Below are 25145 nucleotides of genomic sequence, written 5' to 3' on the forward strand. Positions count from 1 at the left end.
TAGGATTTTTGCCAGAAGCCGCCGCTCACTTCGCGGCAAATGCGGCGTCGGTCGGTTTTTTATCGATTCGCACGAGGAGCACTAGTTGCGATTTGCTGCCATCAGTTTTGTCGGTCATAAAAAAGTGCTCACCAAGCGCCCGCGGCGTCGACGTGCTGCTGAGAACCAAGATTTGACCCGCCCGCAAGCTGCGCTGAATTCGAAGATTCGGCCAGTATTTGGTCTCGCGGCGCACTTCACGTCGGAGCGCAAAATCTTGCCCTGTCACCATGTTCTTATACTGGCCGTGCTCAATGACCGGTTCTATCTGAAGTCCAATTGCTCCGTTTTCCTTGAGATCACCACGCAACTTAAAGAGTAACGCAGGATCTTCGTAGGTCTGCCCTTTACCACCTTGCTCATGATGCATCATCACCAAGCTTCCGGAGCGCATCGGTTTTACATAGAGGTCCTTTTGCGAACCACTCTTACAGAAGAAGTTTTGGGAATACGATCGAACGTCGGCCACCAAACCAGCCGTCTCCAAGGGATCATCAGAAAGCTTTGTTTCAATCCGCTCGATCCAACGCTGCATCGGAATGGGAATGTCACCATTCACCGTGCCGCAGCGTATGCCGTTGGCGTCGAGCTCTTTTCGTAAGTCGTAATCAATCGAAAGCTCGTCCAGTTGCGGCCAGAGCTGTTCAAGCACCATTCGATCTTCAGCCTCCAAACGCAAAAAGATTGTCTGGAGCGCGATGTGTCCATCAGGCGTTGCGGTCAAATTTTGCTTGACAGGGTCAGGCGTCTTTCCATCCAAGTTTGGATACCAATGAGCGCAGCCGCTCGCGTAGGCGCATGCGAGAGCTAGTCCGAGCAGCATAAAACGGCCACGGCGGTTGACAATAATTTTCCTGGGGACGGGCATGGCAAAACTCATGACGCTGCGTTGGTAAGTGCCATCATTTCTTAGCTGAATCGCAGAGCTTAAGTCAAGTCGGACGTAGCATCGAAGTTGTTTTGCAAGCATAGCCAGGCGCATTGGTTTTCCGACATTAATATTGACTTACGATGGCGTGGTGAAGTAATGAAATGCCGTCATAACTATATTCTCTTGACGGTTGATTGACCGATGCACCTCAAAAAACAGTCCATTGCGGCTCGCCCGGGCGGTAACGTCAAGCAGCTATCCTGCCCTTCGACACTCGTGCGCAATTTCTTGCTCGTCCTGTTAGCCAGTTGCTTTATCCATCCGCAAGTGCGTTCGCAAGAGCCCACCGAGAATCGCTATTTTCGAAATGGTCCTGGGGTAGTACTGCTGAAGAATGGCGAAGTCATCAAAGGTGATGTTCGCTCGTTTGATAACACTCTTCAGATTCTGCTTGATGATACAGGGTCGGTATCGCTGCCATCTGCTCAAGTGGCTTACGTAGGTGTCAACCTTAATGACGTTTACAATCATCAGTTCCGGAGCGTAAAGCGCTGGACGGTTGGCGACCATTTTCAGCTCGCGCGTTGGTGTTTGAAAAATAAACTGTTTGATGCAGCTATGTCGCATTATCAACATCTAAAAACAGAGATACCAGACCGACCTGAGTTTAAGCAGTTCGATACGGAACTGCGTGTGGCGATATTAGCTGAACCGAGCTTTCGCGAAGCGCTAACTGCGGCGGGTGTTCTTCCGCCGGATGCGCCGGAGAAAGCTGGTGCTGAATCAGCTGATGCCAATTCGCCGGAGCAAGCTGCGGCTGGCAATCAGGCAGGCATGACAGACGAAGAGCGATCGAGCTTGGCAAGTTCCAAAGCGGCGGCAATCGTCCGGCTGAGTGCCAATGATCAGAACATTTTTGCACATGACATTCAACCAGTTTTATCAAACAGTTGTGCCAGAGCAGCTTGTCATGGAGCTTTTGGATCGACGCGTTTCAACTTGCTGGACAGTCGTAATATGGATCTGCGGGTGGCGATGAAGCAAAACCTGCAGACGTTTTCTACATACATTATGCATCATAAAGGTGCTGCAGATTCGTCCCCGGAAAATCATCCTTTGTTTACGAAGTCCGTTGCTGCACATGGGCAGCTGATCAACGACCCGCTAGATGTCACGAATGTGCAGCACCAGCGCTATATTGAACAGCTTCGACTCTGGATTGCACGAGCCAACAGTGCGCCCGAGCTGAATTCCAGTGAGCTTGCAACCAGCTCTCGAATTGCATCAGCACCACACTTCTGGTCCAATTCACCAATTGATGGTTCCGGCTCTATTGCATCATCCTCGAACCAGCCCGCCTCCTTTGTCGCGCCAACGTTTCGCGAACCAATGTCGCTTGAAAGCACTCCGCGCAGAGCTGGCCAACCGTTGTCACCCAATCAGCCGATGCTTGCTGGCAATGAGATCGAATCACTAGCGAAAGCAATTTCGCGAATGGAAGAGATCGAAAAGAATCGAGCGGAGAAAAAGGATCCATTTGATCCAGACGAATTTAATTCGCAATTCTCGAACACCGAAACGAAGTAACAAGCTGGTCTCGTCGCAACTTGACTTGCGTTGTGTTTCGCTCAGCGTGCGGAAGAACGCCGCTCTCTATTCAAGTCGCCTCGCGTTTGACTTCTTCGTCGCAGAATGGAATCTTGTAGTGGCGTGATGGTAAAGCTGACGCCCTCTGTGCATAATATGGACGTTTGACGATAATATTCGCTGCACAGTACCTTTGTTGAGCTGTCTGTTTGCGAATAATCGCTGGGGGCAGCACGCTGTTTTTGCAGCCAAGCGGCACGACTCAATTGTAGTTTCGCCTTGCTGACTCCTGACGCATACTTTGGCCCTCATTGTTCGTGGCTACTTGCAGCCAGAGCTGATTGTCATTTCGTTACTGGGAAGACCTAATGGCGAAATGATCCCCACCTCCCAACTCATAACCATCTGGAATTCGAATGCCCAACCCTTGGACTGGAACTGGTAATCCATACACTCGTGATGAAATTCTCGCTCGCTTGAGAGCAACACTCGACCGAGGCGAACCGATCATCGCCGCCGGTGCGGGGACTGGAATCAGCGCCAAATTTCTGGAAGAAGGTGGCATAGATCTCATCATCATCTACAACTCGGGACGTTTTCGCATGGCCGGGCACGGTTCGACTGCCGGTTTGATGGCCTATTGCGACGCAAACGCAGTCGCCATGGAGATTGGCGAATTTGAAGTGCTTCCTGTTGTTAAGGATGTGCCGGTCATTTGCGGTGTGCATGCAACTGACCCGCGTCGTCGCATGTGGCATTGGTTGTTGCAAGTCAAAGATATGGGATTCTCGGGCGTAAATAACTTCCCCACGCACTCGATCATCGATGGAAACTTCCGGCAGATCCTTGAAGAAACTGGTATGAGTTTCAACAAGGAAGTCGAAATGGTCGCGCTTGCTAACAAAATGGATCTATTTTCGATTGTCTATGTGGCAACTCCGGCGGAAGCAATGGCAATGGCTGAGGCGGGAGCCGATGTCGTTATTGCGCACGTTGGAACAACCATTGGCGGATCGATCGGCGTCACCAACGCTGCTTGCAGTTTGAACGAAGCGGCGGCCAAGACACAAGCGGTCGTCGCCGCGGCACACAGCGTGCGACCGGATGTGATTTGCTTGTCGCACGGCGGCCCGATCGCGACTCCCGCCGATGCAGCGTACATCAACGAGCGTACGGACGCTGTCGGATTTGTCGGTGCTAGTAGTCTAGAGCGACTCGCTTTTGAAGGTGCTTTGTTGAATTTGACGAAAGAATTCAAACGCATTCCAGTTGAGCGGAAGTACTAGCGAAATGTCTGCAAAGTTGACGTCCAAACGCTCACAAATTCAATGAAAGTTACGATCAATGTCGACCATTGCTGTGTTGGGAACTTTCGATACGAAGGGCGAGGAACACGCGTTTGTCGCCGAGCGAATCAAGCTGCGTGGCCATAACGCTTTGTTAATCGATGTCGGCACTGGCGGGCCTCCAACCATTACACCAGACGTAACACGAGAATCGCTCGCCGCGGCGACTCACATGGACTTAAAGAGCTTGATGGAGCGAGCTGATCGCGGTGAATGCGTTTCGGCCATGGCGAAGTCTGCTCCGGCTTTTGTTGAATCTTTGCGGATTGATGGGAAGATCGATGGTATCATTTCGCTGGGAGGCGGCGGAGGCACTGCGATTGCTTCGGCGGTTATGCGAGCGATGCCGATCGGCTTTCCAAAACTGCTAGTTTCGACTTTGGCCAGTGGCAATACAGCTCATTACCTCGGCACAAAAGACATCGCGATGATGCCTAGTATCGTCGACGTCAACGGCCTCAATCGCATCTCCAAGACAATCTTCACGCGTGCTGCCGCTGCGATATGCGGCATGGTCGAAGCGGAAATTGATACGGCCAACGACCGACCGTTGATTGTGGCTAGCATGTTTGGTAACACGACGCAGTGCATCAATATTGCCAAAGGCTTATTAGAAGAAGCTGGATACGAAGTCCTGGTTTTTCATGCGACCGGAACAGGCGGTCGAGCGATGGAATCGTTGATCGAGAGCGGTATGGTATCGGGGGTGCTGGACGTCACAACAACTGAGCTGGCCGATGAGCTTGTTGGAGGCGTGCTGTCAGCGGGCCCCGATCGTTTGAATGCGACGGGGACTGCACGAGTGCCCTCGGTTGTTGCGCCAGGCTGTTTGGATATGGTAAATTTCGGTGAGCCTGAGACGATCGCTGCAAAATTTAAAGGACGAAATCTTTATGTGCACAACCCGCAAGTGACATTACTGCGTACGAATAGCGACGAATGTGAATCGCTCGGCAAGATGGTCGCAGAAAAAATCAACCGCTACTCAGCGCCGACCACAGTTCTTCTCCCTCTCCAAGGTGTCAGCGTGATCAGTGCCAAGGGAGGGCCATTCTACGACCCCGTCGCTGATGAAGCTCTGTTTGAGTCGATACGGCACAACCTCAACGACAACATCCCAGTTGAATCGGTCGATGCCAATATTAACGATGAAGCCTTTGCAAAGGCGTGCGTGACTGCCTTGTTGAACAACATCGATAGGCATCGTAAGAACAAAAATATTGCCCCGAGTCATGGTCTTGTCCAATGATTCAAATTGTTTCCTTTCGGAGATCATGAATGCCACAAGTCAAACACTTTGGTGTATTTCGCTTTAAGCCCGACATTACCCAACCACAAATCGAACAGTGTTTTCGTGAAATGTGTGGCATGGTAGGAAAAATTCCTGGTCTACTTGAAATGCTGCATGGACCCTACGATAGCTCGGAAGGCATGAACGATGGCTTTACGCATGGATTTATCATGACATTTGAAAGCCCCGAAGCACGTGACGCATACTTGCCGCACCCAGAGCACGAACGCGTAAAACTGATCGTCGTACCTTGTTTGGAGCGTGTCGTAGTTTTCGACTTTAACTGTTGAACTTCCTGCCTTTCGGCTAACCGCTCGCGATCTCCCCGCCTCACATCCGCTTCCTACCTGCCTTTCTAGAAGCTCGCCATGTTCTACAAATCTTGTTTCATTTCGATGTGTCACGCATGGAACCTCGCGTTATGCATTACTTTCGCTTCGACCATTGCATGTGCACAAGATGCTGCATTGGTGGAGGTTGTGATGCGTGACATCGCAGCCTGGGATGTTCGCCCTGAAGAGTCAAAGTGGTGGCGCATCGAGGACGGGATGATCATCGGTGGATCACTCGACGAGACTGTTCCATACAATACTTTCATTGCCACCAAAGAACATTTCACCAATTTCGAAATGGTTCTGAAGATTCGCATCCAAGGTACGGAAGGGTTTATTAATTCAGGAATCCAGATTCGAAGCATCCGCGTTCCTGACAACAGCGAAATGCAAGGCTACCAAGTCGACGCGGGGGACGGTTGGTGGGGTAAGCTTTACGACGAATCGCGGCGAAATCAAGTTATTGGCGAAGCTCGCGATCTGAAGGCAGTCAACGAATCGATTAAGCCAAATGATTGGAACGAGTACCGGATTTTAGCGAATGGGCCACGCTTGCAAACTTGGATTAACGGAGTTGAGGCACTAGATTACACCGAAAAAGATCGCTCGATTCCGTTAGACGGTCAAATCGGGTTTCAAGTTCACGGCGGCGGCAAGGCATTGGTACAAATCAAGGACGTGATGCTTCGGCGTTTACCTGAAATAGCCGGGACATCCAAGTGGAAGCATTCACAAGCCTTACCATTGGATTGGCAAGACGAACAGTTGTCGTTCAGTTTGCCGGATGGTTTCACCGCAGAGCTTGTTGCGGCTGAAACAGAAGACTACGGGAAGTTCGTCGCGCTGTCGTTTGATTCGCTCGGGCGGCTTTGGACGACAACGGCGATGGAGTACCCGGTCGATGCTAATGAGTCGCCGGAAGCATCGCGGGCGCTTTTTGAGCGAGGCGGTCAAGATAAAGTGATCGTTATCGACCGCCCCGAGTCGGACAATCCAAGAGTCAGTGTCTTTGCCGATGGTCTTGTTATGCCGCTGGGCGTCCTACCGTATCGCAATGGCGCATTCGTCCAGTATGGGGCCGACATACGCTTTTACGAGGACACCGACAACGACGGTCGCGCGAATCAACATTCGGTCATCTTAACCGGCTTTGGAACTCAAGACTCACACTTGTTCCCTCATCAGTTTACGCGCACCCCAGATGGTACGATCTTAACTGCGCAGGGGTTGTTCAATTCGTCTCGTGTGCAACGTCCTGGTAAAATTCCCTTTGCGGATGGACGTGTGGAGATCCCTTTCGATCATTGCAAGTTGGCGAGGTTCGCACCCGACGGAACTTCGTTTGAACTTCTGACCGCAGGCCCGAACAACATCTGGGGGCTCACGATTTCACCCGATGGAGAGATTTGGATCCAAGAGGCAAACGACATTGGTTATCCGATTATTCCGTTTGAACCGGGTGGCTACTACGCGACGGGATCATCGGATCTGCTGCGTTCTTATCAGCCCCTTATGCCGCCGCCGCTTGGACCGCCGCAGATGGGGGGCACGGGACTGAGCGGATTGACGCTTGCGGCAGATGACACTCCATGGAGCCAAACTTCGACTCCGGAGGAACCGCGTGCTCGGGACCGGTCTCCCAGGGTGTTCTACGTTGCCAATCCGATAACGAGTACCATTCAACGGATTGCTGCCACATTTGATGGCAAGCGTTATCGTTATTCCAAAATGGATGACTTCCTTGTATCGGCGGATTCAAGATTTCGTCCAGTCGCGATCAGCTTTGGCCCCGATGGTTCCCTTTACGTTGTCGACTGGTACAACAAGATTATCTCGCATAATGAAGTGCCTCGTAACTTTCCGGAGCGTGATAAAACGTCAGGACGTATCTGGCGTATTCGTTGCGAACAAGAACCACGAACTCACGCGCCGCAGTTGGCAAAGTTGCCGGATCGTGAACTGTTATCTTATTTGGGCAATGCAAATCATCGGATCAACGAGTTTGCTTGGCAAGAGATCGTCGATCGAGATATGCAATCCGCTGTCCCTGAGTTAACCGCCATTGTGCGAGATCCGAACGGGGCGACACCACGGCGACTTGCGGCACTCTGGGCGCTTGAAGGTCTCAGGGCAGTAAGCTCTAGCCTGCTGTTAGAACTTTTCACATCCCAGCAGGCGACGATTCGTTACGAAGCGGTGCGAATTTCGCCCACGGTACTCAACGCAGATGAACTTGGCACGAACCTTAGCAAGCTGCTCAACGACGATTCGCCCCGTGTGCGAGCGAGTGTTGGGCATGCGCTTCGTCAGGCGAAGGATGTTAATCAGTCAGTGATCTTGGCCATGATGAAGCTTGGCAGAGAGAAGCTGGCCTCGGATGAAGTTGATGTGTGGGATCGGTACGACCGCGATTTTGAACGATTTCAAGCGCGTTGGGCGATGGAAAAGCATTCTGCTCTAGTCGCTGGTGTGTTGGCATCAGATGTAGCGGCCTCACTTCCCCTTGAGAATCGCATATTAGCCGCATTGTCGCTCGACGAAGAACGCGCTGCTGCTTCGCTGGCCCCGTTGATAACGCAACTGGGGCGACCGCTGCAAGAGGAAGAGCTTCGGGTGCTGGTTAGTCATCTCGATGATCCGCAAGTGTTAAAGGCTGTGCGAAGTGCTGCTATGAACACGACTACGAGGCAATCCACGTTGCAGGCGTTGTTACGATTTCGAGTCCAAGTGAACGCAGCGGATGTTTCAGATCTCGTAGACGAAGCGGCGATCAACCTGTGGGACAACGAGCCGACGAGCGATAGCCGTCAGTTGGCGATGGAGGTCGCAGGTGCATTCTCGCTAAAATCGTTTACTGGCCGTATGCATGATCTGGCACTGAACGTAGAAGAAAATCTCGACGGGCGGCGGAGCGCAATGCGCGTCCTACGCGAGTTGGGGACGGCGGATGCTTCGCTGCTAGCTACGATCGTGCAGCAGCAAGGCTCGGACGTCGGTTTGCGGCTCGACGTACTGGAGGCAATTGCAGTTTCGACTGTTGACGCGTCACCTTCGGCGGTGCTCGAGCTGCTTGAGTACATTCCTTTCAACCAACGAGATAAAGTTCTGGACCGCTTGGCAAGCAGCAGAAGTGGAGCGAGTGCGCTAGCGGCGGCGATTGACGAAGGCGATATCGATAGCGGAATTGTCTCTGGTGCTTTGCTTGGTAAGATGCGTTTGCTCTTGCAAGATGATCCGACCATGGATCGCGTCTGGAAGCAATCCGCAGCTCAACTGAAGCATGTCTTGCAACTTAACGGCACTCGCGGCGCTGGGCTTGAGCCAGTTGATCTTAAAGGGCCGTTCACCGTCGAAGCGTGGGTGAAACTTGCACCCGGCATTGGAAATGAGGATAGTTTGTTTGCCGCCGACAGATTGATTGACGTCAACTTTTACGACGGACATCTTCGCGTATGGTTGGGTAATGGCCAGAACGATATAGTGATCGCGAAAACGCCGGCCTCTCCTGACAACTGGATGCACTTTGCAGTCACGCGCGATGAGCACGGCATCTTTCGTATCTATATCAACGGCGAGCAAGACGCTCAAAGTACCACGCCATATCTTGAGGACCTCAATGCTGTCCGAATTGGCTACAGTACATCGGGCCATGCTGGCACGGCTGCGGATATCGCTGAGGTGCGTCGTTGGGACAATGCGAGATCTGCAGATGAGGTGCGAGCTAGCTTCGATCGCACGTTTGCGGGTGAAGCACAGCTGGTGAATCTGGTAGCAAGTTATAGTGGAGAAGAATGGGGGGCCGTGCTTCAAGGTGCGCAGGTGACGCTAACTTTAGACGCCCCAACGCTGATTAGTTCGCAACAAGCCGCCTCACGCGATGAAAAATTCGCCAAGTATCGTAGGCTTGCAGGCGGTGAGGGAAATGTCCTGCCGGGGCAAGCGATCTTCGAAGCGAAATGCAAAATCTGCCATCAGATTGCTAATCAAGGAGCCAAGATTGGGCCGCCTTTGGACGGTGTCGGGCTCACTGGCACAGAAGCTTTACTGCGAAATATCCTTACCCCTAACGCGGCAATGGAAGGAGGGTATCGAAGCTATCGCGTGCTGACAAAGGATGGGCAGATCATCCAAGGCTTGTTGGTTTCGCAGGATGACGCTTCACTTGTGATACGTCAGCCTAATACTGCCGATGTCCGACTTGAGATGAGGGATATCGAACAAGGTGGATTCAGCACGAGTTCGATTATGCCGGAAGGAATTCTCGAAGCGTTGCAAGATCAAGAAGTTGCAGACTTGTTCGCTTACTTGAGAAGTTTGAGTAAGCGATAAGCGAGGGACAGCGTACTATCCCTCGCGAAAGCGTTGACGCTCTGCAAACTAGCGTTGCACGCGAGCGGACCCACCCTTGGCAAGCGCTTCTACTTCTGGCAGTTTTGCCATGGTAACGTCGCCAGGGAAGGTCGTCAGCAAGGCACCATGCGCCCAGCCTAAACGTAAGGCTTGCTCAGGTTCTTTGCCGGCCAGCATGCCGTAGATCAATCCGGCAGCGAAGCCGTCGCCGCCACCGATACGATCGATCACATCGAGCTGCATTGTCGGGCTCACATAGCGTTGACCGTCGTACCACAGGACCGCTGCCCACTCGTGCCGATTCGTCGTTTTGACTTCGCGAAGAGTCGTCGCAACCATCTTGACGTTAGGGAACTTCTTGACCGCTTTTTCGATCATCTGAAAGAACGAATCAGGATCGAGGTCCGAACTCTTCTCGACATCTTGGCCTTCAATCCCAAGTCCCTTTTGCAGGTCTTCTTCGTTGCCGACTAGAAAGTCCACGTTTTCGACGATCTTGGCGATCATCCCTTGAACTTTCGCAGGGTCGCCAATTGCAGACCAAAGTTTTGCACGGTAGTTCAAGTCGAATGACGTGACGGCCCCGGCAGCTTTGGCAGCCTTCATGCCTTCCACGATCAAGTCTGAAGTCGTTGGTGAAAGGGCGGCAAAGATTCCGCCGCTGTGAAACCAACGGACACCCGCAGCGAAAATTTTCTTCCAATCAAAGTCGCCGGGCTTCAACATGCCACCTGCTTCATTGGCGCGATTGTAAAATACGACAGGTGGACGAACCCCAGCGCCGCGGTCGCTGTAGACGGTGGCGATGTTAGGACCGTTGACGCCATTGTGTTCGAACATCTTATAAAAAGTGCGAACACCCATTTGTCGAATACGACCTTGGACCAGTTCACCAATCGGATAGTTGACCATCGCAGTCGCCACGCCGGTCTGCAAACCAAAGCAGTCGGATAGATTGGCCGCGACGTTATACTCGCCACCAGATACATGGATATCCAGTTGTTGAGCCTTGCGGAACGGCAAAATGCCTGGGTCTAAGCGATGGACGACTGCACCAAGGGACAAGAAATCAAGTTCACATGCGTCTTTACGGATGCTCAGCTGAGCCATTTCTTATATGCCTTTTCAAGCGAGTACGAGTTTCAATGAAGGGACTTTCAAGCTCTAATTTAACGCACACTCGTTCGTCTCCTAGTGGGGGTGCACATTCAATCGTAAACTACTAACCTCACGAACGAGAAAACGAGCACTTATCGAGCAGATTCTCACAGATTTGCGACAACCTGGACGGAAGAGGAGCGTATCGTTGTGATGGGAAACAAGACTTCTATCGCGTGTGGTAACAGGTTTTGCGCCTGCCAAGCAGCTTTGCAATCGACGATTCGCGGCCGATTTGGCTGGATGTGGCTCGTTGCGATAACGCTGCAGTTCTGCTTGATCGGCTCCGGAGCTCGAAGCGCCATCGCCGGAGCGACACCTGCTAACTGGGTCATTGTTGTTAATGGCGATTCTCTGAATTCGAAAACGATTGCCAATCATTACGTTGAGCTGAGGAATATTCCGGCACGCAACGTCATCGTGTTGCGCGGGTTGCCATCAAAAGAGACAATCAACCATTCTGAATTTAAAACGCTGATCCTCACGCCCGTGCTTGCGGCGATCGAGCAGCGGGGGCTGACGCCTCATGTTCAAGGTATCGCCTACAGTTGCGAGATCCCTACACGCATCACCTTTCCCGGTGTGCCCAAGGATTCTTCGCCTATGGCCCAATACCTGACTTCTGTCGCCAGTCTGAATTCGGCAACGTACCTCTATCAAATAGTTCAGGCCGAGGGCGCAACTCCGATATCACTTTACAACAACTACTACACGAGACTGCCAGTAATTCAAACGTTGCAGCTTCCCATTTCAGCGGAAGAACAAGCCAGCTTGAAGGATACCGATAGCGATTCCGAAGGCGACTCAGGGTCTAATACTGGTAGCACGATCAAAGATGTTGACGAAGAGTTTCTAAAGAAATATGTAGAGACGCATCCATACCAAACTGCGGCGTGGATACGTTTGGCGGAACTTGCTATCGAAGCTGACAAGAGAACTGAAGCCTTAGACTATCTTGAACGCGCCGTTGAAAACGGTTGGCAGTATGGGAAAATCTTACGAGACAACCCAGCCTTCGCAACGATCAGGACCGAAAGTCGCTTTCAAACGCTATTGATCGCTGCGGGTAATATGCCTCCTGATTGGACCGAGCCGCGCGGCTTCGATGCGAGGCTGCATTATACTCCCAATGGCATTGAATCCCGCAACCCTGCAGCAGGTGTACGGTATCTCCTGTCGATCGTTTTGGCATCGACTTCGCCTGTTGGAAACAAGCTAGACGAAGCGATTGATTGCTTGAAGCTTGCGAAGGAAGCGGACTATACGAACCCTTCTGGCACTTTTTACTTTACGTCGACGAGCGATGTCCGTACGAAATGCCGCGAGCCGCTATTCGATTTGGCGATTGAAAAACTGAAGCAACACGGGTTTGTCGGCGAGAAGATCTCGAGCGTTTTACCTGTGCGCAAGGATGACTGTTTGGGCGTTACGATGGGAACGCCAGTATTTGCTTGGAGTACATCGGGCTCGAAATTGCTGCCTGGGGCGATCGTCGATAACTTGACAAGCACCGGAGGGCTGATGGACGCGCCGGGGCAGACTAAACTGACCGAATGTTTAAGATATGGAGCTGCTGGGAGCAGCGGGGCGGTGACGGAGCCTTACTCGCTCCAGCAAAAGTTTCCGCTGCCGTTCATTCATGAAACCTATGCTCGGGGGGCCACTTTAGCAGAAGCGTTCTATCAGAGTTTGATGGGGCCTTACCAGATGCTCATCATCGGTGATCCGCTTTGCCAACCTTGGGCAACGCCACCTGCCTTCACAATCTCAGGCGTAAAAGATGGCGAGGTCGTCAGTCGTCTATCGACGATTCGTGTTGCTTCGGAACAAAAGCCGCTTACTCCAACGGCGAGCAACTCTTTCATGTTTCTTATCGATGGCGTTGCGAAGGCCGCGGGCGATGGTAGCTTGGCCGCTCGGATCGATCCCAATGATAAGAATCTGTTAGGGGCTTACAACATTCGTGTCATCGCGCAATCGACAGATCATATGCGAGTCCGTTCCGAGAAATCAATATGGTTGCAATTTGGTCCAGAGAGCGATCGACTTCAACTGACGGCGGGCGAAGTCGAGGAATACAACGACGGTGGTTCCTTTACTGTGGCGTTGTCACGACCTGCTGCAACAGACGTACAGATTCGTCACGGCTGGGAGGAAGTTGCGACGATTCGCAAGGGACAGACAGAGACGCAAGTCGCGATGGTTAAACTTGGGCGAGGGCCTGTTCGCCTGCAAGCAGTGATGAATCGCGAAGGTGCGGCGGTCGCATCGCTGCCGATCGTCGTAAATCTTGACTAATGTAACGATGGCGAGGCTAGTGGGGAAAAGGACCACGATCTTTTTTCCATGTATCGATTCTGCCCGTTTCCGTCGAATAATCTAGAGAATCGCTGCAAGTTTAGTGGGCAACGCTGCTGGGGAGTGTTCGATTTGTCATTGCTCGGAGAGAGAGCAAATGGCAAAATGATGGCATTTCAATCGACGGTCGCTCGATGCGCGTAGGTACGCCAAATGAGTGCTTGTCGAACGGTTTTACGCAACCCGGGCGAAGCAGGATAGTCGGAGGGAATTTTCCCTGCCGCTGTCAATTCTGCCGCTATGTTTTTCAAGGATTGAAGACCTCATGTCGTCACGCCCCTTTGTCCATCTGCATTGCCACAGCCACTATAGTTTGTTGGATGGTGCAAGTTCCATCAACCGACTTGTCAGTCGCGCTAAATCCCATGGCATGAACGCTCTGGCGCTGACGGACCACGGCAATCTTCATGGTGCGCTCGAGTTTTACCGTAAAGCGAAAGAGGGAGGCATCAATCCGATCATTGGCTATGAGGCTTACGTCGCGCCGAAAAGCCGCTTTGAAAAAGATGCATCTTCTAGCAAAGAGGCATCGTATCACCTTACGCTGCTAGCACAAAATACGACCGGTTTTCGGAACTTGGTCAAACTCGCATCCAAAGCTGCGCTCGAAGGCTTCTACTTCAAGCCACGTATTGATAAAGAGATCCTGGAAGAGTTTAGCGAAGGTATTATCTGCTTGAGCGGTTGCGTCTCCAGCGAATTCTCGCGAGCGATCCTGCGCAATGGTAACGTCGAAGGCGCTATTGCCGAAGCGAAGAACGTCGCAGCATGGTTCGATCGCGTATTTAAGAATCGCTTCTATGTTGAAGTGATGAATAACGGCTTGGAGATTCAACGTAAGCAGTTGGAGGGAGCCGTTGAAGTCGCCAACCAAATGGGGTTGCCGGTGGTTGCGACTAGCGATGCGCATTACGTTGACCAAGAAGACGCCGATGTTCAAGACGTATTGTTGTGCATCAGTACCGGGAAGTTCCGTACGGACCGCAACCGCATGCAGATGGAAGGTGACCAATTCTTCCTCCGCAGTCCAGAGGAAATGTATCAAAGTTTCCCCGGCATGGAAGACGCAGTTGCACGCTCGCAAGAGATCGCTAATACGGTTGATATCCAGCTCGATCTGGGGCAGCGAAATTTTCCTTCGTATTCGATTCCACCCAATCGAACCGCGGATGATTACCTTCGCGAGCTTTGCGAGTTAGGGCTTCGTGAACGCTACGCTGATACGCCTGAGATGTGGACAGAAGGCGAACTTTCCCAAGTCGTCAAAGATCGCTTGGATCGAGAGTTGGGCGTTATCGCCAAACTGGGTTTCTCAAACTATTTCTTGATAGTTTGGGACTTCGTCCGTTACTCGCGCGAGATCGACGTACCAGCGACAGCTCGTGGTAGTGGTGTTGGAGCACTAGTGTGTTATGCACTGTACATGTCGCACGTTTGCCCGATCAAATACGACTTGCTGTTCGAACGATTCCTGGATGAAAGCCGCTTGGAGGCGCCCGATATCGATATCGACTTCTGCCAGGAACGTCGTGCCGACATTATCAAATACGTACGTGATAAGTATGGAGCGGAGAACGTCGCTCAGATCGGCACTTTTGGCACGCTGAAGGCAAAAGGAGCGATCAAGGATGTGGGACGCGCGCTCGGAATGCCGCTGTTCCGCGTTGCCGAAATCACCGAGATGATTCCGGACGACCTGAAGATAACAGTCAAGACCGCGATGGAGCAGAACGGCGATCTGGCTGCACTATATGAGAAGGATGGCGACGTTCGCGAGCTGCTTGATTTTGCGATCAAGCTGGAAGGGATGGCTCGCAACATCGGAACTCACGCCGCTGCAGTTGTTATCGCCGACAAGCCACTCACCGAATACGTTCCGTTAGGGCGCGGCACTGGTCCTGACGACGTCATTACGCAATGGTCGATGGGCGATGTGGAAGCGGCCGGTCTGCTAAAGATGGACTTTCTGGGGTTGCGCAACCTCACGATTCTTTCGAAAGCGGTCAACATCATTGAGCAGACGCGTGGAGAAAGGATCGATCCGCTCAAGTTTCCGCTAGACGACAAGCCTACCTTTGCGCTCTTGCAGCGCGGTGAGACGAAAGGCGTGTTTCAATTAGAAAGTGGCGGCATTCGAGACTTGCTGCAGCGAATGAAACCTGACTCGTTTCATGACATTATCGCTACAAACGCATTATATCGCCCCGGTCCGCTCGAGGGTGGTATGGTTGACGACTACGTCGCTGTAAAACACGGTCGCAAAAAGCCGAACTACATTCACCCGATCATGGAAGAGATTTTGGGTGAAACCAACGGCGTGATGGTGTACCAAGAGCAAGTGATGCGGATTCTGAACCGGCTCGGAGGCATCGAGCTTGCCAAAGCATACACCTGTATTAAGGCGATCAGCAAAAAGAAGGAATCGCTGATCTCGGCCAACGAAGCCAAATTTATATCAGGTGCAATCGAGAAAGGGCTCTCCGAAAAGGAGGTTCGTGAATTCTGGGAGATGATTCTAAAGTTCGCAGGATATGGCTTTAACAAAAGCCACTCGACTGCGTATGCTTTGATCGCGTACCAAACGGCCTATCTGAAAACGCATTATCCCGTCGAATTCATGGCGGCTCTGCTAACGGGCGACATCGATGGCCGAAACTTTAAGCGTAAAGACTCATTGGTCGAGCACATGGAGGATTGTGCGCGGATGGGTGTTAAGGTTCATCCGCCTTGCGTGAATCATTCTGAATCGCTGTTCAGCGTCAAGGAGAATGCAATCTATTTCGGCATGTCTGCCATCAAAGGCTGCGGTGGATCGGCTGCGTTGGCAGTTCTCGCGGCTCGCAAGAAAGATGGCCCATTTAAGGATCTATACGATTTTTGCGAACGCGTGGATACTTCGTCATGTGGTAAGGCGACGATCGAGTCGCTGATTAAGAGCGGCAGTATGGACTGTTTCGGCCTCAAGCGATCGCAGTTGTTAGTGTCGGTCGAAAAAGCCGTCCAGTCTGGCCTCAGCAAAGCTAAGGATCGTCGCACCGGTCAGTCTAGTCTCTTTGGTGTCTGGGATGAAGAAGACGCACAAGCAGAGGTCGCAGTCGCATCCAGCTATCCCGATATTCCAGAGTTGCCGGAAAAAGAAATTCTAATTGGAGAGAAGGAAGTCTTAGGATTCTATTTAACGGCTCACCCACTGTCGCCATATAAAGAACCGCTGGAACGCATCGGAACAACTTCGACGATTGAGTTGAAAAATAAAAAGCACCGCGAAGAAGTGCTCGTCGGCGGCATGATTTCTTCCATCAAGCTTGCACATACCCGCAATCCAAAGCCAGGTGCATCCAGTAAGTATGCAAATTTTGATCTGGAGGATTTCGACGGTAACGTTCGTTGCATCATGTGGCCGGATCAGTTTGAAACCGGTGGCGAAATGATACAACACGACGCCGTCGTATTGATCAGGGGTGTTGTCGATCGTCGCGGCGAAGATGAATCAAATCTGATCGTCAATGAATTGATTCCGATTGCCGAAGCGGAATCACACTTTACCTCTGGAATTCAGATTTTTGTGAATCAGGACCGCGATGATAATCAAATGGCCAACAAATTGAGGGAAATTCTTCGTGGCTATCCTGGCAATCGCGAAGTAACCTTGGCAGTTCGATTGGATCGAGGCGCGACGGTGCATATGAGGTCCAAACAATGTCGAGTCACGATCAACGAAGAACTCCGGCGACGGCTCGATGATTTGTTAGGTCCGCAATCGCATCGTTTAACGGTGAACAAACCTAAACTCGCAAAAGCGCCTGATAAGCCGTTTCGCAAGAAGCAGGACGCTTAGTGTTTTGCGCCTACATCACGGACTCTACTGAGTTTCGAGATGCTTCGCCTGCCGTGTGGGAATGTTGTGTTGATGGCTAGAGTTGCTGGCAGTGCTTTCCAGTTCATACCCCTTGAAAAAGGAAGGCTTTTCACGGCGACCGCCGCGGGAATAGTCCTTCCATAATGCTTCAGCAACGATCTGGCCCTCCATTCCCAATTCGTTGTGAAGAAACTCAAATATCAACTCATACAGCCTAACAAGCGCAATTCCATGCAGACGTTTGTTTTTTGCGTATAACCATTCACTCAACTCCATCATTTTCAAGAATGCTGAAGTATCTGTGGGGCAGATCAGGGGCAAAGTGTTTTTGAAATTTCCACTGTTCCCAATCAAATCCCAGAATCGAGCGAATATTCTGAGTCGTTGAATAGTTTCAAAACTCATCAGACGATTGCTAAGTATTTCGTAGGGCGGATGCGGGCTGTAGATCATCTTCCAAGCCTCATCGTGGCGAACAATGGGCGTACCACGCAATCGCTTCAAGACACCGACTTGAATCTCTTGTGGATCGAGGGCGAAGAGTCGATCAAATCCGGCGGCGAAACTTTCTAGGTCTTCTCCAGGTAATCCGATAATCAAGTCAGCATGGATGTGCACTCCAGTATAAGTCCGCAAGTACCGAAAGTTCTCTTCCAATTTTTGCACGTCTTGCTTGCGACTTATAAGCTCTCCGACTTCGGGATTGAACGACTGGATACCAATTTCAAATTGGAGTGCGCCGCTCGGAAACTTTGATATCAACTCGCGAAGTGATTCAGGGAGTCGATCGGGTATCATTTCGAAATGCAAGAACATTCCGGGTTCGTACCGGTCGAGAAAAAACTGCAAGATCGCGCGGCTGACGCGAAGGTTCAGATTAAAAGTTCGATCAACAAACTTGAACTGACGAGCGCCGCGATCATAGAGTTGTTGCATTGCATGCAGGAACGGCTCTAGTTCAAACATGCGTACTGGAATCTCCAGCGATGACAAGCAGAACTCGCAAGTGAACGGACAGCCGCGTGAAATCTCGACGTACATAACGCGGTTTGCAATATCATCTGCCGAATACAGCTCATACGGCATCTTGACTTCAGCCAGCAGAGGGACCGGCGAGGCAATTATCTTTTGCTCTGGTATTTCGCCGCGTAAAAGCTTGTCGCAAAGCTGAGGAAATGAATGATCGGCCTCACCCGTTATGACGAAATCCGCAAGCGCCGTAATCTGCTGCTCATGTATTTCGTAGCTAACTTCGGGGCCTCCGACAATAACAATAAGGTCTGGTCGTACACGCTTTAAATCTGCTACCAGCTTGGTTGTCTGTTCGATGTTCCAGATGTACACGCCAAGCGCAACGATCCTAGGGTTTTCGGCTAAAATCGCACCGAGGATTTCGATCGTACTGTCGTTGATCACGAATTCACGGAGCGTCGTCTCCGATTTCAGATCTCCCATATTCGCTAGGAGATATCGCAAACCAAACGAAGCGTGGATATAGCGGGCATTTAAGGTGGCTAGAACAATCTGAGCCATACTTTGCTCGAATACTGGTAATGTTAGTTGGCTAGTTAAACTGGTAAAACGCTCAATTGTAGCCAGCAAAAAAAATTGTACAGGACGAAATCATGCACAATCGCATCTCAGTTTCGTTGCATTACTGCTAGTCTATGCGCTCACGGAATGTGCGGTGGCATGTGAACGGATAAACGCGCGGGGGCAACGAACCTCGATTGGTTCGCGGACGCCCGAGGAATTGCGGCGAAATGACAGAAGACGTTCGATGAGGTTCTCCGTCAGCTCGTGCCCCTGGCTTATCAAGATATCCCCACGACTGTTCAGTACATGCTGTTCGACGATCATGTGCGGTACGAGATCCGAGACAGTAACCGATCGAAGCTCCATGTCGTCCAACAGAACGGAAACCAGCGCTTCAAAAATCTCTTCATCGTATTTTGAGCCAATACTCTGCTCCATTTGTTTGAGCGACTGGCTTAACGAATAAGAGCGACTGAGCCAGTCGTATTCGTTCAATACCCGGAGCATTTTTGACCCATTACGAAGGTTTGTCGGAGTTTCGCTTGAAAAGTTTGTCTCGAATTGGCGCTCAATCATTTTAGCAATTTGCTCCAAACGAGGAATTCGCGCGACGATTCGACCGCCTAATTCGGCTTGGTGCTGAAGCAGCTCTTCACCAGAAAGTGACTCGTCAGCGTGAGCCTCCATGCACCCCACTTGCGAAAGCATTGCGGCTATTTCGAATTGCCAAGCGTCTGACCACTTTAGCTTTTCCGCGATTCGTCTCGCAAGTCCTCGAAGTCGAGAGCCTCGTCCCGATGCTTCTGGATTCGCTAGTGCAAGTAGCTCTGTGATTAAAGCGACGGAACCTGTGAGAGTCTGCGAAAGCAGCGTCTTTTCCGCCGTAACCAAGGAGTATTGGCGAATAGCGTCTTCGAGTGCTTGAGTTAGCTTCTCGATACTGCATGGCTTGTTGAGGAAACGGAAGATCGCACCATCGTTGACAGCGTCCACAGCGGTTTGCTGATCTACGTTACCAGTTAGCATCATACGAACCGTATCGGGTACCATCTTCCGGGCGGTTCGCAGCAGAGTGAGGCCATCCATCTCCGGCATTTGCATGTCGCTAACAATTACCGCAAAAGGGCCCTGTGTCTTTAGTATATCGATAGCCTCCTTACCGCTTTCGGCAAACGCGAGATCGAATTTTCCGCGCAGGCTTCGGCGCAGCGAGTGCAATAAGTTTGGTTCATCATCGACGAGCAATATTTTGGCGTTCATAGCATCACTTAGCTACCTGTTTGTAAGGTATATTTTTCGCTTCTGTGTTGATTAATCGGACTTTAAAAGGTGCCGCGGATTGATCGGCAGTTCAATGTAAAAATCGGTACCACTTCCTTCGGTACTTTCGAACCATAATTTCCCAAAGTGTTGTTCGACGATAATTTGGTAGCAGATCGATAGCCCTTGTCCGGTGCCTTTTCCCACGCCCTTGGTGGTGAAGAACGGATCAAAAATCCGATTTTGAATCGCGGCTGGTATTCCCGTGCCTGTATCTGAGACTTTAATCGTGACGTAATCGCCCACGCGAGTGGTACGGATTGTTATGGTGCCTAGCTCGGGCAATTTTTTGGCAGCGATTGCATGTGCGGCGTTAACGATCAAGTTCAGGAACGCTTGGTTCAATTCCCCAGGCAGACATGAAATCGCTGGAAGTTGCTGGTCGAACTCTGTCACGACGTTCGCGCAGTATTTCCACTCACTGCGCGAGATGGTCAGGGTGCTTTCGATGGCGTCGTTTAGGTTAATCTCTTGGAGGTCTTCACTACCAGGATGAGAAAAGACCTTCATCGCCCGCACGATTCGCGAAACGGTCTCTGCGCCCTGAAGCGTCTGGCTGATCGCGAGCGGAATTTCTTCTTTTAGAAAAGCGATATCAGATTGCGCAATGGTTGCATTTATCTTTGCTACAGACTCACTTAACGACTCTATTTTTCCGCATTCGGGCAACATCTCTTCCAGCAAGTTCAAAATCTCCCAGATCGATTCGATCGACGTTTGGAAAAATCTTGTGTTATCGCCTACGAATTGGATGGGCGTGTTAAGTTCGTGAGCGATTCCGGCGGCAAGCTGACCGACCGATTCCATTTTTTGAGCATGAGCAAGTTGAGTTTCCAAAGCTTTACGACGCGAAAGGTCCCGCACCATCCCGCTAAAGCTCGTCTGCTGGTTATGTCGGTACTCGCTAATCACAAATTCCAGAGGGATCTCCGATCCATCGGCGCGCAATCCCGTGACTTCATTATGATCCCCCAACTGTTTATGCAGATCTTCAGCCACCAAACAATCGTGGTTCGTCGAGCGACAGAATGCAATCGATGGTACCAATGTGCAGATGTTGATGACTCCGGTTGTTTCCTTGGGAAGCCCAAAGATTTGCCGCGCTGCCGGGTTTAACGTTTCGATAACACCATTAGCGTCAAAGAGCACGATTCCTTCAGCGGCGGTTTCGAAGACAGCGTTGTTTCGCTGAACTTCATTTTCCAGCAACATGGCTGATCGACGCAGTTCGGAATTCGACTGATACAGTTGTCGGCTGATGTTCTCGAGCAGCTTCTCGGCATGCTTCCTTGCCGTGCGTTCACGTTCGAGGAACCTCGTTAGTAGATCACAGTTTTGCGATTCCGATGCAGGAGTAATCATCGCTCGGTAGAAACTCCATTGGAAAGAGTCTCGTGCTCACACGGTAGGAGATGAAACAGTGCATGCGTGTTCGGCTCGCCCGCCAAGTCGGTACGTTGAACCGTGAGTGATTCGCCAAAGTGCTCAATGCACGCTTCGATCAAGCCGCCAGCGAGATCTGCAAACGGACGAGTCGAACTGTACTCGATGTTGAAGGTGCCAGGTTCAGCTTCCGGAAATTCAAAACGTGGCAGCTCCGCATCAGGCGTAAGCTTTAACACTTCGACGTGGATTACGCGTTCGACGGAAGTGAGCAGATCAAACGTATTATCAATGCCGCGAAAAGCTTCAGGGTATGAGCCGAGAAAGGTGTGAAAGAGGTGCTTCCCAAAGGCATGCACAAGATCCTTCACCGCCGTACCAGTCTCGCCGCTCAGTTCCACGATCATCGAAATCAAGTCACGGTGATCGTACGTCCCAACCGCAGTAAAGGACGAATGAAACGGACAGCCCTTTGCGATTACTTGATCGGTAACTTGCAGCCCATGGGCCTTTTCGACCAGCTCAAGGAACTCGGTAAACACGACGCCCTTCATAGCGCGACCCTCTCGCCTAATCTTGCCAACGTTGGACAAGACAAAGATCCTGCCCAATATGAAGCGTAGGTCTAGATGCGAGAGTTGAGTGCGGATAATCGCACTCGCGTTCTATGATTTAGTGCAAAGAATAGAAGAGTGCCGATTGTAACGAAGGCACCGGCCATATATACGGCAGCGACGCCCTCTAACCTAGGCATGCCAGCGCACCTGAGTCGGCTTAGTGCCATTAGTGCAACCAGTCAGAGATCTGCGCAAGCGGTCCCGAATGAGCTTCGCCAGATGGACCACACAGAGTCGCAGCCTGGCGATAGTTCTAATGGAAGTCGGTCGCAACCCCGATCAAAATACGCAATCGCTAGATTACGCCACCGTGCACGCGGTACGGTGACAAGTGTGACGGTTGATCCAGCAGCCAGAAGCGTTCCCATTCGTCGACCAACGCTCGGAGGTTTTCCGAAGTATAAATCAACTGTTCAGCTCGCCGTGTGGGTACGGCTGAATAGGCTGGAAGAATGCAACCGACCATTGAGCTGAGGCAGCCGCAAGCAAGAATTAGCAAGCACAGTCGTTGTCGCATCGAACGATCCTCCGTGATCCGTTTATACAATAGCCATTCCGACATAGATCCGACTATGCCATGACCGCAATTCTAAGTTGTCTCGTTATCGTTTGACTGGTCTTCCGAGTCGTCTTTCGCATCGGTGTCCCAGTTCGCAGCCTTCGCCGGATCGACGTCTGCAACACGCTGTTGCATGATCAATCCTGGTTTGAAGGTCACTACATAGCGTCCCGGAACTTCGACTTCTTTACCGGTCAGTGGATTGCGGGCTTTACGAGCCGAGCGAGCTTTGACTTGGAATACGCCAAAGTTTCTCAGTTCTAGCCGACCTTCCTCAACCAAGGTATCGATTATTGCATCGAAAGTTTCTTGAACGACCCGCTTAATGTCCTGTGGAGGCAATCCAGTCTGATGGGCAATCGTTCGAACAATTTCTTTTTTGGTCACCAACAACGCTCCGGCGAAAGGGTGATTTGGTCCGCCTGGATTCCAAACCTAAATTGTTAGTTTACAAGTAGTTAACTAACTCACCTTAGGCCGCAACGTGCGACTCGTCAAGTTCGTTCAATCTCAATCAAACCGATCGGCTATCGGTCGGACAGCTTATGCTGAGCATCGCTGGCCGGTTGTCGCTAACCGCATTAGGCTTACTATCGTTATCGACCGCAGAATCGTCACACTTTAACGCAGCGCCCACTAATCACCAAAATTCGTAGATCCCGTTTAATCGGCCAGCCAGAATTCTCACAACGCCAGAAGCGAGAATTAGCCAAACTGCCAAAGAGATCAGCTAGCAAATATCGCCCGAAAACATATTTGTGACCAAGTCTCCAGACGCTCGAACTCACGCTCGATCTCTTCGACGCCAACAAACCCGGCGTGCATCAAATCTACTTCGCGCGGCTGCGTGTCCGCTTCACGGACTTTGATGCGATGAACGATTCCCAAGTGGACAGTGCCAACCGCATTGCTCGGATCGTAGACTAAGCCAACAATGTCATCGCTAATTATGTTGGGTGCGATCATCTCCTCATTCAATTCACGCAGCATCCCGGTCCGGTAAAGGTCATCGCCGCTGACGTCTTCGATTGCGATATGGCCACCGATTCCAATGCTTTGCTTGGCATGCAAGCGAGCTTCCGTCTGACCGCTCCCCCGCGTGTAACGAAACAGCCTAGCCGAACCAGCCGAGTCGGATTCGAGGATCAAATAGGGAATTAACTGTTTAAAGGAGGGGTCGGTTTCGCAGATCGATCGGGCCAGAAATTGCTGGTTACTACGGTCCAGGATACTTGGCAGGTAGCGTTCCACGTTGGGCTGAAACCCTTCGAACGCGCCGATCTGATCAATAACGGCGGCGGGCACTACCAAAACTTCTTCGTCATGCTTGGACATTCGCGATTTTTCGTATCATATGGGCTCAACTGAGTTTTCCGGAGCTTTCTTCCGGCATGTAGGTGACGTTTTACTCGAATCGCTAGCAATCCGCCATCTCCCGGTGACTTGAGATTTGCTGAACAAAGTCAGTTTTCCTGTGTTTCAACCGATTCCTCGGACTAGTCGATAGGCTGATAACGAGTCGCAGAAATCTCTTCTGTGGGAACTTCGCGCCAAGCACTACATTTGGCCCGCCAACTGCAACCGAACTAAAACTAATGTTCAACTGCGAAAGTTGTGTAAAATCACTTTCCGGACAGATGCATAGCGATTGCATTTAAGTGGAAGTTCGATTACAACTGTGGCCAGGAGTGGCGAATTTCGGAAGTTCACCACGAACGCTGCAGGTCGGAACAGCGAAAGTTTTAGGAAATGTCGGTCGGTCTCTCACATCAAGATTGCAGTACTTCGTCGACGGAGCGGAGCAGTGATTACGTTGGAATCGCGTGCTCGTTGTTCTGTTTATTGCACTGCTGGTCCGTGCCTGTACTTCTGGCACTTGCTCCGTCGTTGTCGTCGATTCGATTCCTTACCAATCCGCTGTTTCACCAGATTGCCTTTGTAACGGCTTTCGCCGTTGCAATCGCGGCGATTCTGCCTGAAGTTCGGCGCCATCGCAACGGAGTGGTTTTTGGGCTCCTGGTTTCAGGACTCAGTCTGCTCTTCGTAGGTGCGTTTGTGATTCCCGATGACTGTTGCCCATCGGGCAGTGTTCCTGCGACCAGTCCAATTTACAGTGAAAACATCTATAGCAAGAGCATCGTCCCAGTTGCTCTATTCGGCAGCGATCCACTTGTCGCAGAGATCCAGTCCGCATCGTCTACAATGCAACTTGCAAGCAGCCAGCCGAACTTTGCTGGAACGCTTGGCATGCTGTTTACGGACGATCAGATTGCCGACATGATGCAACTAGCAATCGTGGCGCGACCGTACGTTACACCGCTTGGTGGAGTCTTGTTGGTACTAGCTCACATGCTCAACCTTTGGTTGCGTGCCACACGCCGCGACACGAAAACAGTGTGCTGCTAGACTTGCGTTAGATCCACCGAGTTGTGTGGATTCGCCATTGCAGGGTTTTAACTTCCACTCTGAACTCTACCCGTGAAGCGCATTGGGATCATTGAGAGTATCTGCAGTGGGCTCTATGCATCCTCCACTCACG

General features: G+C 51.3%; 17 protein-coding genes. 8 read left to right on the forward strand and 9 right to left on the reverse strand.

Annotated features, from left to right (window positions below; all coding sequences use genetic code 11):
* Positions 1 to 25: 25 nt before the first annotated feature.
* Entirely contained in the window at positions 26 to 1021 is a 996-nt protein-coding gene (locus tag SH451x_RS10600; protein WP_479362430.1) for a hypothetical protein, read from the reverse strand.
* A 90-nt stretch (positions 1022 to 1111) separates the two neighbouring features.
* Here SH451x_RS10600 and SH451x_RS10605 point away from each other — a divergent pair, with 90 nt between their 5' ends.
* From SH451x_RS10605 to SH451x_RS10625, 5 genes are all read left to right on the forward strand, one after another.
* Entirely contained in the window at positions 1112 to 2497 is a 1386-nt protein-coding gene (locus tag SH451x_RS10605) for an LSm family protein (protein WP_479362431.1), read from the forward strand.
* A gap of 416 nt (positions 2498 to 2913) precedes the next feature.
* The gene (locus tag SH451x_RS10610; RefSeq protein ID WP_479362432.1) at positions 2914 to 3783 is read left to right on the forward strand and encodes a phosphoenolpyruvate hydrolase family protein; all 870 of its coding nucleotides are present in this window, start codon (positions 2914 to 2916) and stop codon (positions 3781 to 3783) included.
* A 58-nt stretch (positions 3784 to 3841) separates the two neighbouring features.
* Complete coding sequence (locus SH451x_RS10615; protein ID WP_479362433.1) at positions 3842 to 5092, forward strand: Tm-1-like ATP-binding domain-containing protein; 1251 nt, start codon at positions 3842 to 3844, stop codon at positions 5090 to 5092.
* Positions 5093 to 5121: 29 nt separating this feature from the next.
* Positions 5122 to 5424 carry a Dabb family protein gene (locus tag SH451x_RS10620; protein ID WP_479362434.1) on the forward strand — a complete coding sequence of 101 codons (303 nt, stop codon included), beginning with the start codon at positions 5122 to 5124 and terminating at the stop codon, positions 5422 to 5424.
* Between the two features lie 78 nt (positions 5425 to 5502).
* Complete coding sequence (locus tag SH451x_RS10625; RefSeq protein ID WP_479362435.1) at positions 5503 to 9795, forward strand: DUF7133 domain-containing protein; 4293 nt, start codon at positions 5503 to 5505, stop codon at positions 9793 to 9795.
* Between the two features lie 48 nt (positions 9796 to 9843).
* Here SH451x_RS10625 and SH451x_RS10630 read toward each other — a convergent pair whose 3' ends face one another.
* Positions 9844 to 10926, reverse strand: coding sequence for a PfkB family carbohydrate kinase (locus SH451x_RS10630; RefSeq protein WP_479362436.1), 1083 nt, complete (start codon positions 10924 to 10926; stop codon positions 9844 to 9846).
* Between the two features lie 201 nt (positions 10927 to 11127).
* Between SH451x_RS10630 and SH451x_RS10635 the strand changes: the two genes are divergently transcribed.
* On the forward strand, positions 11128 to 13272 hold the full coding sequence (locus SH451x_RS10635; protein ID WP_479362902.1) for a TPR end-of-group domain-containing protein: 2145 nt from the start codon (positions 11128 to 11130) through the stop codon (positions 13270 to 13272).
* A gap of 325 nt (positions 13273 to 13597) precedes the next feature.
* Positions 13598 to 17170 carry a DNA polymerase III subunit alpha gene (gene dnaE / locus SH451x_RS10640; RefSeq protein WP_479362437.1) on the forward strand — a complete coding sequence of 1191 codons (3573 nt, stop codon included), beginning with the start codon at positions 13598 to 13600 and terminating at the stop codon, positions 17168 to 17170.
* A 24-nt stretch (positions 17171 to 17194) separates the two neighbouring features.
* Here dnaE and SH451x_RS10645 read toward each other — a convergent pair whose 3' ends face one another.
* The 7 genes from SH451x_RS10645 to SH451x_RS10675 form a co-directional block, all read right to left on the reverse strand.
* The gene (locus SH451x_RS10645) at positions 17195 to 18724 is read right to left on the reverse strand and encodes a B12-binding domain-containing radical SAM protein (RefSeq protein ID WP_479362438.1); all 1530 of its coding nucleotides are present in this window, start codon (positions 18722 to 18724) and stop codon (positions 17195 to 17197) included.
* Positions 18725 to 18856: 132 nt separating this feature from the next.
* Complete coding sequence (locus SH451x_RS10650; protein WP_479362439.1) at positions 18857 to 19987, reverse strand: response regulator; 1131 nt, start codon at positions 19985 to 19987, stop codon at positions 18857 to 18859.
* Positions 19988 to 20038: 51 nt separating this feature from the next.
* Entirely contained in the window at positions 20039 to 21409 is a 1371-nt protein-coding gene (locus tag SH451x_RS10655) for an ATP-binding protein (protein ID WP_479362440.1), read from the reverse strand.
* Complete coding sequence (locus SH451x_RS10660; protein ID WP_479362441.1) at positions 21406 to 21984, reverse strand: heme NO-binding domain-containing protein; 579 nt, start codon at positions 21982 to 21984, stop codon at positions 21406 to 21408. Before SH451x_RS10660 ends, SH451x_RS10655 begins: the two co-directional genes overlap by 4 nt.
* 358 nt (positions 21985 to 22342) lie before the next feature.
* Positions 22343 to 22564 (reverse strand): hypothetical protein, encoded by a 222-nt coding sequence (locus SH451x_RS10665; RefSeq protein WP_479362442.1) that lies wholly within the window; start codon positions 22562 to 22564, stop codon positions 22343 to 22345.
* Positions 22565 to 22636: 72 nt separating this feature from the next.
* Positions 22637 to 22993, reverse strand: a complete 357-nt coding sequence (locus tag SH451x_RS10670) for an HU family DNA-binding protein (protein WP_479362443.1) — start codon at positions 22991 to 22993, stop codon at positions 22637 to 22639.
* Between the two features lie 339 nt (positions 22994 to 23332).
* A complete protein-coding gene (locus SH451x_RS10675) occupies positions 23333 to 23941 on the reverse strand; it encodes a phosphoesterase (RefSeq protein WP_479362444.1) in 609 nt (202 codons plus the stop codon).
* Positions 23942 to 24355: 414 nt separating this feature from the next.
* On the opposite strand from SH451x_RS10675, the gene SH451x_RS10680 reads away from it, so the two are divergent.
* Positions 24356 to 25012, forward strand: a complete 657-nt coding sequence (locus SH451x_RS10680) for a MerC domain-containing protein (RefSeq protein WP_479362445.1) — start codon at positions 24356 to 24358, stop codon at positions 25010 to 25012.
* Positions 25013 to 25145: the final 133 nt, after the last annotated feature.

This window comes from Njordella aestuarii (assembly GCF_056494165.1).